Here is an 11,311-nt window from a genome sequence, read left to right as displayed (position 1 = left end):
GAAAGCCTTGCTGATTATCTGGAACGCCGGCCTGATTTCATTGGGTCAGGCAAGGCCAATCGCTATTTCACCAGCGGTGTTCCTGCACGGGTCAGTGATCGGGCCACCCAATTTATGCGACGAGAAATCTCTTTCGAAAAAGCCTGAACACATAGCTTGAGACAAGACATTTCTTTTGAAAGACCAATGACATGACACAAAATATCGCAATTCTAGGCGCGTCTGGATACACGGGCGCGGAGTTGATCCGCCTGATCGCCACGCATCCCAGTATGCAGATCAAAGCACTGTCGGGCGAGCGTAAAGCAGGCCAACCGCTTGCACAGGTTTTCCCGCATTTGCGCCACCTTGATTTGCCAGATTTGGTAAAGATCGCTGACATTGATTTTATAAATATTGATCTTGCGTTTTGTGCGTTGCCCCATAAGACCAGCCAAGAAGTGATCGCGAAACTTCCACGCGATTTGAAGATCGTCGACCTATCCGCAGATTTCCGTTTGCGTGATCCAGAGGCGTACGAACAATGGTACGGCAATCCCCACAGCGCGGTCGATATGCAGGGCGAGGCTGTCTATGGCCTCACCGAATTTTACCGTGACCAGATCACGAACGCACGTCTTGTGGCAGGCACGGGTTGCAACGCGGCGACGGGCCAATTCCTGCTGCGGCCTTTGATTGCGGCGGGTGTCATTGATCTTGATACCATCATTCTTGATTTGAAGTGCGCGGTCTCTGGGGCAGGGCGCAGTTTGAAGGAAAACCTTTTGCATGCAGAATTGTCAGAAGGCTACGCGGCCTATGCGGTTGGCAGTACGCATCGACACTTAGGCGAGTTTGATCAAGAGTTTTCCGTGTTAGCGGGACGCGAGGTGCGCATCCAGTTCACGCCGCATCTGATCCCCGCGAACCGCGGTATTCTGGCGACGGGGTATGTGTCTGGCGATGCACAGGTGATCCACGACACGCTGGTTGCGCAATACGAGGCCGAGCCGTTCATCGAAGTCCTCCCCATGGGCGAGACACCGAGCACGCATCATGTACGTGGTTCGAACTTTTGTCACATCGGTGTGGTCGCTGATCGCATTGAAGGGCGCGCGATTGTGATTGCAGCGCTGGATAACCTCACGAAGGGAAGCAGCGGACAGGCCTTGCAGAACGCCAATCTAATGTTAGGTCTACCTGAGACGGCTGGGCTGATGCTGGCCCCTTGTTTTCCTTAATTGATTTGGAGACGACCTAATGGCAATGACAGGACTTAAGAAAAAGCGACGTATCCAAGTCGTGGCTTTGACGGTTGTGGCCTTGGCCTTGTCCACGGCTTTGATCGGTTATGCGATGCGCGATGGTATCAATTTTTTTCGCGCACCAAGCCAGATCATCGCCGAACCACCCGCACCGAACGAAGTGTTCCGTATTGGTGGGCTTGTCGAAGAAGGCTCTATCAAACGGGGCGTTGGCGAGGTCATCCGTTTCAGCGTGACCGATGGCGGTGCGAGCATTCCTGTAACCTTTACGGGTGTTCTGCCTGATCTGTTCGAGGAAAATCAGGGCATGGTTGGCATGGGAAGCTACGTGAACGGCGTCTTTGAAGCCTCTGAAATCCTTGCCAAACATGATGAGACCTACATGCCGAAAGAGGTCGTAGATGCCCTGAAGGCGCAAGGTGTGTATCAAGAGCCAGACGCCTAAGCGCGCGGTTGCGTAGTGCTTCATTAACCACCGTTCGCCACATTCCGTTGCAAATGCACTGCAAGGGAAACCCACAACCATAGTCATTGAAAACCAAAACGTCCGTGCGATTGTGCGTGAAATCGTGGCGCGTGAAGGGGGATATGTGAATGATCCTTCCGATCCAGGCGGGGCTACCAATCACGGCGTCACAATCCACACGATGCGTCGTCTAGGGTTGGACCTAACAGGCGATGGGCGCGTAACAAGTGCGGATGTGCGCAAGCTTACACAGGATCAAGCGCTCGACATTTTCGTACAGCATTATTTCGACAAACCTCGCATCTCGAGCTTGCCAGAACCGCTGCAAGCGAGCGTGTTTGATATGTATGTGAACGCGGGTGCGAATGCGGTGAAAATCTTGCAACGTCTTGTAGCCAAGATGGGGTTCGAGTGTTCCAGCGACGGCGTAATCGGTCCTTTGACCATCGCCGCTGTAACGCGTGCATTTGATAGTTCACCGGATCATCTAAGCGACGCCTACGCGATTGAACGGCGCAATTATTATTTTCGTTTGGCGGATAAACGTGCTGCCAGTCGCAAATATGCGCGCACGTGGGCAGGTGGCAAAGGCGGTTGGATCAGCCGCGCAGAGACCTGTATGGCCGCGAAGTATCACCTGACAGCACAGTAATTTCAGCAAAGGATCGCAAAATGGGCATGATGGATCGCGTCTTTACGATGTTGTTTCGTAGCGGTGGCAATATCATCCGCGACACGGCAGAGGTTTTTGTGGAGAACGCTGAAAAAAGTGCTGCGCGCGGCGCTGTGTCGCGCGGCGATGCTTTAGCGCAGTTTGCGGGCGAGTTTCAGGCAAATCAACGCGGGTCCTTTGATTGCTTCATGGATGGGCTGAACCGCATTCCATGTCCAGCGATGGCACTTGGAACGCTGGGGTTGTTTGTGGCGGCGATGGTCGACCCAATCTGGTTCGCGTCGCGCATGCCGAGCATCGCGCTGGTGCCGCAGCCCTTGTGGTGGTTGCTTGGGGCAATCGTGTCATTCTATTTTGGCGCGCGTCATCAGGTGAAAACGCAAGCATTTCAAAAGCAAATTGCAAGCTCACTTGCATTGGCCCCGACCGTCATGCGCAATCTGGATGCGCTAGACGCGATGCGCCCGAAACCAGTTGACCCCACAACACGAACCGAGCCAATTTTGTCCGCGCCCAAACCTATCAAATTCCCCCAAAATGCAGCACTTCAAGACTGGGCAGAGCAGCGTGGCTAATCCCGCGACAATGTGAACCGCGATTATGGTCGAAAACCATTGGCGAGGGGCAGGGTGCGCACTATACCTTGAGGTATGATTACAGAATTTGGACATTTCGCCCTCATCCTCGCCTTTCTCATAGCAATCGTGCAAGCGGTTGTGCCCCTGATCGGTGCGCACAAACATTGGTACGGCTGGATGGCCGTGGCAGAGCCCGCAGCCAAGATGCAATTTCTGTTCACGGCCTTCGCGTTTGCGGCGCTGACTTATGCATTTGTGACCTCTGATTTCTCGCTGCGCCTTGTGTGGTTGAACTCGCATTCCGCCAAACCGATGCTGTACAAAATCAGCGGCGTATGGGGCAACCACGAGGGGTCGATGCTGCTTTGGGTGCTTATCCTGACGCTGTTCGGGGCCTGTGCCGCGTGGTTTGGCGACAATTTGCCACCAACTCTGCGTGCGCGCGTCCTCGCCGTGCAATCCGCAGTCGCAGTCGCGTTCTTCGCGTTCATCTTATTCACATCCAACCCTTTTTTGCGCCTCGCGGTACCGCCCTTTGATGGCCAAGATCTAAACCCGCTGCTGCAAGACCCCGGTTTGGCATTTCACCCTCCGTTCCTTTATCTCGGCTACGTGGGCCTTTCGATGGCGTTTTCCTTCGCGGTTGCGGCCCTTTTGGAAGGTCGCGTTGACGCAGCATGGGCACGCTGGGTCCGTCCATGGACCTTGGCTGCATGGATTTTCCTATCTATCGGCATCGGTCTGGGATCATGGTGGGCCTATTATGAACTTGGCTGGGGCGGTTTCTGGTTCTGGGATCCAGTTGAGAACGCTTCGTTTATGCCGTGGCTTTTAGCAGCAGCCTTGCTTCATTCCGCGATCGTCGTTGAAAAGCGCGAAAGCTTGAAAAGCTGGACCATATTGCTTGCTATCCTTGCCTTCGGCTTCTCCCTTATCGGTACATTCATCGTGCGCTCGGGTCTTTTGACGTCTGTCCATGCCTTTGCCAATGATCCCGAGCGGGGTGTCTTCATCTTGATGATCCTCGCCTTCTTCACAGGCGGTGCGTTGATCCTTTTCGCATTCCGCGCACAGACCATGGAAGCCAAAGGCGTCTTTGGCGTGGTCAGCCGCGAAAGTGCGCTGGTGGCCAATAACGTTCTTCTCGCTGTCGCGTGTTTCGTCGTGTTTGTTGGCACCCTTTGGCCCATGTTTGCAGAGATGTTCTTTGATCGCAAACTCTCTGTCGGGGCGCCGTTCTTCAACATGGCGTTCACGCCGTTCATGGTAATCCTTGGCTTGATCCTGCCGATCGGCTCCACGCTCGCTTGGAAGCGCGGGAAACTACGGCGTGCAGCCCATCAAATGCGCTACGTCTTTGTGCTGGCCTTGGCTTTGGCGCTGCTGGTTTGGGTCATGCAAACAGGTCGTTCCTTGATGGGGCCAGTTGGATTGTTCCTAGGCGCATGGATGGTCTTCGGCGCGATGCTTGACCTGTGGATGCGCGCGGGACGAAAATGGTCGCGCGTGTTGCGCCTTCCGCGCGCGGACTGGGGCAAGTCCTTTGCGCATGGCGGCCTTGGTGTCACAATGTTTGGCATTGCGGGCCTGATGGCGTGGCAAGTTGAAGATATCCGGGTTGCGAAACTGAACGAACCTTTCACGGTAGGCCAGTTTGAATTGGAACTCACAGGCGTTAATCGTGTTCAGGGACCAAACTACCTCTCGACGATGGGCGACGTGATTTTGCGCACCAATGGCGAACAGATCGCCGTGTTGAACCCTGAAAAACGCAACTATCCCGTGGCGCAAATGCCAACAACAGAAGCCGCAATCGACTATCGTTTCTTGCGTGATGTCTATGTGGTGATCGGTGATCCACAACAGGGGGGGGGCTGGACCTTGCGGACCTATATCAAGCCGCTCGCAAACTGGATTTGGGCGGGTGTTCTGATGATGGCCTTTGGTGGTTTCCTGAGCCTATCTGATCGTCGTTTCCGTGTTGGCGCGGGCGCGAGTAAACGTCGGGAACGCGCGGTGCCAGCGGAATGAGGTTTGTTCTTGTCGCACTGTTATTAACTTTTGCGGTGCCTGTACATGCCGTGCAGCCTGACGAAATGCTCGCAGATCCAGCCTTGGAAACCCGCGCGCGCGATCTGTCCAAGGGGCTGCGCTGCCTCGTGTGTCAAAACGAATCCATCGATGAAAGCGATGCCTCTTTGGCGCGTGATCTTCGCATTCTGGTACGTGACCGGCTTGTAGCGGGTGACACAGATGAGCAAGCGATTGCTTTCATCGTAGATCGTTACGGCGAATATGTCCTGCTTCGACCCACCGTCACAGGCTCGAACTGGTTGCTTTGGGCGGCGGGTCCGCTCATGCTCTTGCTCGCGGGGGGAGTCGGGTTCGGATATCTTCGCACCCGCGCTTATACGCCCGAACAAAAGCTGGTGGCGCTGAGCGATGCAGAGAAAACAAGGCTGGCCGAAGTGCTAGATAAAGACCGCTAAGGCGCGACTGAATAGACGGGAATGAGCATGGACTATCAAACGATCACCTACACATTCGCAGACAACACTGCGACGATCACGCTGAACCGACCAGACGTCATGAACGCACTGAGCACGCAAATGCGCGCAGAAATCACGGATGCGGTACGCACAGGCGGTAAAGAAGCACGCTGCGTTGTGCTCACAGGGGCGGGGCGCGCGTTCTGCTCTGGTCAGGATTTGGGTGATCGTGCGAACGCAGGCAACATGGACCTTGAGCGCACGTTGCGCGACGAATACCAACCCATGCTACAAGCGATCACGTCTTGCCCTGTTCCAACCATTAGCGCCGTAAACGGCGCTGCGGCGGGTGCTGGTGCAAACCTTGCGCTTGGTGCAGATATCGTCATTGCCTCTGAAAAAGCCTTTTTTATGCAAGCGTTCACTAAAATCGGTTTGATCCCCGATGCAGGTGGAACGTACTTCATGCCGCGTCAAATGGGCATGGCTAAAGCAATGGGCGCAGCCCTTTTCGCCGACAAGATCACAGCCACCCAAGCCGAACGCTGGGGCATGATCTGGGAATCTGTTCCGGAGGATGAATTTGAAGCGACCTGGAAAGCCCGCGCAAAACACCTCGCCAATGGCCCAACCGCGGCCTACGCCGAAGCAAAGACCGCAATCCGTGCTTCGTTCGAAAACTCGCTAGAGGATCAACTTGCACTTGAGGCAAAACTCCAAGGTAAATGCGGTCAAACCCGCGACTTCAAAGAGGGCGTTCTTGCCTTCCTAGACAAACGCTCTGCCGAGTTTGAGGGGCGCTGAACCTAGGCGTCTCTTTTCCCAAAATATCGGGCCTTATATATCAAACGCACCACCAATTTAGCTTATATACTGCGGGCAATGAATCCAAAACGCGGGACTGCAGGATAAGTCGATAAACGGCGCGGTACTGGCGTTGAGAAAGCAGATTATCCGCAGCGATGGGGATGGGCTGGCGCATGTTGAGGCCTTGCTCTTAATACGTGGTGTGGAATTGCCCGAAATGTGTGTTGCAAAGTGCTATGCCATCGTTTTGCACAATATGCGTTGATTACTTATTTTATATAATATTCCAACAAGTTGAATGCAGCAGGGAATACTATGCCAGATCAAAACGAATAGGAAAAGCAGGCGGCAAACCTGCCTAAATCTAAGTTGAAGCGTAAGCGCGCGACTTATGCTTAACTTGTTGAGAAGCTTGCTGATATTGGAATCAGTGAGAAAGAGGTTAACGGCGCTAACAAGCTGTCCCGTGGGACGTTTTCAGCGGCGTTTATGTTGGTATGTTAAAGAGTTGTTGGGTCATCGCAGTTGCATTTGGAATAGTTGCATTCGGAAGTTTAGGGCAAGCCCAAGAGCAGAAAGCTGAAGCAAATAAAGCACCCGCTCAACAGCAAGCAAGTTCCATAGAACTTCCGAACCCCTTTCCGGTAATTGTTATCGAAAGCGATAAAACTACCAGTGCCAGAGACCGCGAAAAAAATGAAAGCAGACAGCGTGAAATAGACGATCTTATTGCCCAGCAGGGAATGAACTCTGCTACACAATCTATCGAAGCTGCCACCCGCGATATGAGGGATTATTCTCTGTACTCCACAATCTTTGTGGGAGTCGGCACTATTCTTCTTCTCTACACCCTAGGGCTGACTAGAAGCGCCAACAATGCTGCCATGCGTGGGGCTATGGCATCGGAAAAACTTCTCACAGAAATTGAAAGGCCGTGGGTTTTGTTTCATGTTTTGGACATCCAGCCAACCACGGCTAGGGGCGAAGAAAGAGGTGTCATTCAAAACGCTATTGCTGCGAATGTTAAAACGATAAATTGCGGTAGGAGTCCCGCAATTGATGCGCGAAGCATCACTTCTTTCAAGATCGGGTCCGAAAGCAGTCCGCTACGCTTTTCTGAAGCGTCTATCTTCGAGAATAGCGGCTCTGTTACAATTGGCCCCGGGCAGATCGGGCCGGGATCTATGGGCGTCTTTACTGGAACGGAACGCGATGAACTCATGAGCGGAAGAATGCTTATATACGGTAGGACTTTGATCCAATATCGAGCGCCTGGCAGTAAAATATTGCGTGAAACCGAAACTTGCAGTTCCTTTCGCATCATGCCCAACTTCGGAAAGAATGGGAAATTGGTGGGTTTCGGAGTTCACGAACAGCCATATGGTAAGCACAACAGAACGACATAAAACACTAATCATTCCTCACACCCCGCTTGGTGCATTTGATACATTAGGCCGAAAATTTCCCGGGGTAGCGGGAAAGCAGCGGGGGCAGAGCCCAAATCAAATAATAAATGTAGGGGAGTAGTGCAGGTTTCTGTTGCCAGGTACCTGCGAACCCCGCCTAAAGTCGCTAAACCGTAGGGCTTAAGTTTTCAATAGTTCCGGTAGCTTACGCTGCCATCGCCATTGGAGCACGATTGTCATTTGCAATTGTACATTTTGGGCCGATACGGTGGCACCCAGCCGAAACAAAGCTAACCTCTTTAGACGTTCGTCGATCCTATTTCGACCCCCTCCGCCGTCAAATGAACGGGCTATTGGTGAAGTCGCCGGGTACCGCCCCCGGGTCCGATCCGCTTATTACAAGCGCGTTTATGTTCATAGTTCTTGCGAACAAGACTAATATAGGAAGCCCTTAGAGGTTTGCCAAGAGCAGATACGCTGCAGGACCCGCTTCTAGCGAAAAATAAAGCATCGCTTTTTTGAAAGGCAGCTTGTCTATCACGATTGAAATCAGACGCCCAGTTGCAGCGCCCGCATAGGCCACGCCGATCATAGCGTATGCCATCGGCAGGCCCGTCCAAATTGCGAAAAGACCAATCGCGACGAATAATCCTCCCACAGACGCACGCATCTCACTTAGCCCCATATTAGTGTCACCGATCTTCAGATCGAGGGCAGAAGCGGTAAAGCGCGGAGCAAGAAAGCCAAAAGCACCAAAGGCGATGGTCATCAGCGCGACGAGTATGTTTAAAATATCTATCATATTAGATGTTCGCAGGGATTTAAGCTTTGGATCACTCTACGCTCTTTTGGGCGCTTCATGATCTGCGCGCGCTTGCATCGCTGACAGACCCAGCGTTTTGGTTTCGGCCTCTAGATCGGACAGGGCAAGCTCGGTCGCTTGTTGGTCATTGGCTTGCAGAGCATCCGCAATCGTTGTGTGCAGCGCGATGATCCGTTCGCGCGAACGGGCGGTAAAGGTGATCATATTCATCAGGGGCTGCATGGCCTCGACCGCGCCTGCAAGCTGGTAGGACAACACGGGATTTCCTGCGCCATCGACCAACGCACGGTGGAACGCGACGTCACTGGCGCACCAGCTTTCATCGCTGAGGCCTGGTTGGGTCTGGCGGAAGATCTCTGCGCGCATGGTCGCCAATTGATCTGGCGTGCGACGGATCGCGGCCAAAGGCGCACACGCACGTTCAAGCGCAAACCGCGCTTCGCAGGCGACATCGAAACTGACGGCATTCATCGATAGCAGAAGGGTCGAGGTGGTGATCTGCTGGCCATATGCTTCTTCAAAGCTGAGGCGATTAACGAAAGCGCCACCAAAAGCACCGCGTTGCGTGCGGATCAGGCTTTGCGCGGCGAGACGTTTCAAGGCTTCACGTACAGTCGCACGCGACACTTCGAATTGTTCAGACAATTCCGCCTCTGACGGCAGGCGTTCATCTACGATCAAAGCACCACTGACAATCGCATCGCGGATTGCCTTGGCAATCTGTGCGGAAAGGTCTGATTTCGAATTTGGATCAATTTTCATTTGTCAGACGTTTAAATGTCTGACATTAAAAATGCAACTGAAACTAACAGTGATTCACGCTCATGATCCGATCAACCCTTTGGCTTAGCTTCTTTGCAGTTATCCTGCTGTCGTGGGCGATGCTGTATATGATGGCACTGCAAATGGACGTCGATCTGATCGGACGTCCCGGTGAAATGGGTCGCGCGATGGCTGCGATGGATCCGCGGATGCCAATGTCGATGCCCATGGCAGAGTTCGGACCGCTGTTTGCAATGTGGGCGGTTATGATGGCCGCGATGATGCTACCAACAATGGTGCCAACGCTGCGCAGCTACGAGGCGCTGATGGTGTCTGCCAATGGCACACGGGCAGGGTGGTTGGGCGTTATCACAGGTTACATGATCGTTTGGATCGCCTTTGCAGCACTGGTTACAGCTGTTCAGCTTGCGCTGCTATTTGGCGGTGTCGTTGATATGTTGGGCATCCCGAAATCCAAACTCTTTGCGGCGGCCTTGCTTATAGTGGTAGGTTTGTTCCAATTCACACGCGCCAAGGAAATTTGCCATGGCGTGTGCCATAGCCCAATGAATTACTTTTTAGGTCGCTGGAAAACAGGGTTCACGGGCGGTCTGCAAATGGGTCTTGGCCTTGGCGCGTTCTGTGTTGGCTGTTGCTGGGGCTTCATGGCGCTTGGCTTTGTGGGCGGCGTGATGAGCCTGCTCTGGATGGGCCTTGCGACATTCTTTATGGTCATCGAAAAACTGCCCCAAATCGGGCATTATGTAACAAAACCAATGGGGGCGATCCTGATCGCATCTGGGGCAGCGGTGCTGCTTTGGACCCCGCTCATGGGAGGATAGAACCACATGGCAGTTAAAAAAATGCCCGACGCGGATCGTTTGCCGGTCAGCCAACGTATCGACAGCCGGATGAGCAATCCGAAACGTCGCACAGCATCGCCTACGGATTGGGCAATCAAAGGCGAATTGTTCCTGAATTGCTCTTGCGAGTTGTTCTGCCCCTGTGTTGTCTCGCTTGGTGCACACCCTCCCACGGAAGGGCACTGTAACGCTTGGATGGCAATCGCGATTGATGAAGGTCATTACGAGGGCGAAGACCTAAGTGGGCTGAACGTCGGTCTTATGGTCGAAATTCCGGGCCGTATGGCGGAAGGTGGCTGGAAGGTTGCGGCCTATGTGGACGAACGCGCCTCAGGCAAAGCATACAACGGCATTTTGCAGATTTTCTCAGGTGCGGCTGGTGGAACGACAGGTCTGTTTACGATGCTGGTCAGCGATATCGTGAATGCAGAACGCGAAAAAGTTGAAATCGTACGCGATGGAAAGAAGCGCGGTCTGTATATTGGTCGCAAAATCCAAGGCGAGATCGAGATGATAGAAGGTTCAAGCCCAGATCATCCGGTGATGATTTCCAATTCGAAATATTGGATGGGCCCAGACATCATCGCCGCAAAGGGCATCAAATCCAAAGTGCGTGATTTCGGTCGTATTTGGGACTTTGGTGGCAAGTCAGCTGAAATTTGCCCGATTGACTGGAGCGGCGCAAAGAAATGATCACACCTGAATATTGCGCCATGATGGCGCGCTATAACGCCTGGCAAAATGCAGAGCTGTTGACGTCGCTTAAAGCGATGACAGAGGCTGACTTGCGCCTCGATCGTGGCGCGTTCTTTGGCTCAATTTTTCGGACTGTGAACCATTTGCTTTGGGGGGATACGCTTTGGATATCTCGTTTCGACGACGGCGTTGGCCCCGCCGAAACGGATCTGACGAAGACCGACACCACAGACATGACCCAATCGTTGGGGCAGTGGTCGACAGAGCGATCTCGTACCGATGCGCGTTTCATAGCGTGGGCGGACGAGCTGACAGAAGCAGACATTTCAGGTGATCTGACATGGTTCTCTGGATCCATCCAAGCCGATATCAGCAAGTCGCGCGCAATGTGCATTGTTCAGATTTTCAATCACCAAACCCATCATCGTGGGCAAGTTCACGCTATGCTCGGCGCTGCGAACGCGCCGATGTACACAACCGATGTTCCCTTTTTGCCGGAGTAGC

General features: G+C 53.4%; 14 protein-coding genes, 1 other RNA gene and 1 pseudogene. 13 read left to right on the top strand and 3 right to left on the bottom strand.

Going from position 1 to position 11,311, the window contains the following annotated elements; translation table 11 throughout:
• The 10 genes and pseudogenes from QZ279_RS01275 to QZ279_RS01230 all read left to right on the top strand — a co-directional run.
• Positions 1-147: pseudogene (locus tag QZ279_RS01275) on the top strand (glutamate racemase); the annotation flags it as partial.
• Between the two features lie 44 nt (positions 148-191).
• Entirely contained in the window at positions 192-1,220 is a 1,029-nt protein-coding gene (argC, locus tag QZ279_RS01270; RefSeq protein WP_293447036.1) for an N-acetyl-gamma-glutamyl-phosphate reductase, read from the top strand.
• Between the two features lie 25 nt (positions 1,221-1,245).
• On the top strand, positions 1,246-1,689 hold the full coding sequence (gene ccmE / locus QZ279_RS01265) for a cytochrome c maturation protein CcmE (RefSeq protein WP_293447044.1): 444 nt from the start codon (positions 1,246-1,248) through the stop codon (positions 1,687-1,689).
• Positions 1,690-1,798: 109 nt separating this feature from the next.
• Positions 1,799-2,362, top strand: coding sequence for a holin-associated N-acetylmuramidase (locus QZ279_RS01260; protein ID WP_293447042.1), 564 nt, complete (start codon positions 1,799-1,801; stop codon positions 2,360-2,362).
• A 20-nt stretch (positions 2,363-2,382) separates the two neighbouring features.
• Complete coding sequence (locus QZ279_RS01255; protein WP_293447034.1) at positions 2,383-2,958, top strand: holin family protein; 576 nt, start codon at positions 2,383-2,385, stop codon at positions 2,956-2,958.
• Positions 2,959-3,033: 75 nt separating this feature from the next.
• Positions 3,034-4,992 (top strand): heme lyase CcmF/NrfE family subunit, encoded by a 1,959-nt coding sequence (locus QZ279_RS01250; RefSeq protein ID WP_293447032.1) that lies wholly within the window; start codon positions 3,034-3,036, stop codon positions 4,990-4,992.
• Positions 4,989-5,450 carry a cytochrome c-type biogenesis protein gene (locus tag QZ279_RS01245; RefSeq protein ID WP_293447030.1) on the top strand — a complete coding sequence of 154 codons (462 nt, stop codon included), beginning with the start codon at positions 4,989-4,991 and terminating at the stop codon, positions 5,448-5,450. The genes QZ279_RS01250 and QZ279_RS01245 overlap by 4 nt, the downstream gene beginning before the upstream one ends.
• A gap of 27 nt (positions 5,451-5,477) precedes the next feature.
• Positions 5,478-6,254: an enoyl-CoA hydratase-related protein gene (locus QZ279_RS01240; RefSeq protein WP_293447029.1), complete on the top strand. Its 777-nt coding sequence runs from the start codon at positions 5,478-5,480 to the stop codon at positions 6,252-6,254.
• A gap of 423 nt (positions 6,255-6,677) precedes the next feature.
• The gene (locus tag QZ279_RS01235; RefSeq protein ID WP_366513812.1) at positions 6,678-6,761 is read left to right on the top strand and encodes a DUF6471 domain-containing protein; all 84 of its coding nucleotides are present in this window, start codon (positions 6,678-6,680) and stop codon (positions 6,759-6,761) included.
• A complete protein-coding gene (locus QZ279_RS01230; RefSeq protein WP_293447027.1) occupies positions 6,755-7,663 on the top strand; it encodes a hypothetical protein in 909 nt (302 codons plus the stop codon). The genes QZ279_RS01235 and QZ279_RS01230 overlap by 7 nt, the downstream gene beginning before the upstream one ends.
• 119 nt (positions 7,664-7,782) lie before the next feature.
• Here QZ279_RS01230 and ssrA read toward each other — a convergent pair.
• The 3 genes from ssrA to QZ279_RS01215 form a co-directional block, all read right to left on the bottom strand.
• Positions 7,783-8,133: a transfer-messenger RNA gene (gene ssrA, locus QZ279_RS01225) on the bottom strand.
• Positions 8,115-8,465 (bottom strand): DUF4345 family protein, encoded by a 351-nt coding sequence (locus QZ279_RS01220; protein ID WP_293447026.1) that lies wholly within the window; start codon positions 8,463-8,465, stop codon positions 8,115-8,117. Before QZ279_RS01220 ends, ssrA begins: the two co-directional genes overlap by 19 nt.
• Before the next feature lie 36 nt (positions 8,466-8,501).
• Positions 8,502-9,248, bottom strand: a complete 747-nt coding sequence (locus QZ279_RS01215; RefSeq protein ID WP_293447025.1) for an FCD domain-containing protein — start codon at positions 9,246-9,248, stop codon at positions 8,502-8,504.
• 62 nt (positions 9,249-9,310) lie between these two features.
• Between QZ279_RS01215 and QZ279_RS01210 the strand changes: the two genes are divergently transcribed.
• The 3 genes from QZ279_RS01210 to QZ279_RS01200 are packed head-to-tail and all read left to right on the top strand — an operon-like array spanning position 9,311 to position 11,310.
• The gene (locus tag QZ279_RS01210) at positions 9,311-10,090 is read left to right on the top strand and encodes a DUF2182 domain-containing protein (RefSeq protein WP_293447024.1); all 780 of its coding nucleotides are present in this window, start codon (positions 9,311-9,313) and stop codon (positions 10,088-10,090) included.
• Positions 10,091-10,096: 6 nt separating this feature from the next.
• On the top strand, positions 10,097-10,804 hold the full coding sequence (locus QZ279_RS01205) for a DUF1326 domain-containing protein (RefSeq protein ID WP_293447023.1): 708 nt from the start codon (positions 10,097-10,099) through the stop codon (positions 10,802-10,804).
• Positions 10,801-11,310, top strand: coding sequence for a DinB family protein (locus QZ279_RS01200; RefSeq protein ID WP_293447022.1), 510 nt, complete (start codon positions 10,801-10,803; stop codon positions 11,308-11,310). Before QZ279_RS01205 ends, QZ279_RS01200 begins: the two co-directional genes overlap by 4 nt.
• Position 11,311 lies beyond the last annotated feature (1 nt).

The organism is Planktotalea sp., assembly GCF_018607965.1.
Taxonomy (GTDB): domain Bacteria; phylum Pseudomonadota; class Alphaproteobacteria; order Rhodobacterales; family Rhodobacteraceae; genus Planktotalea.
This window is presented reverse-complemented; position numbering and strand designations above follow the sequence as displayed.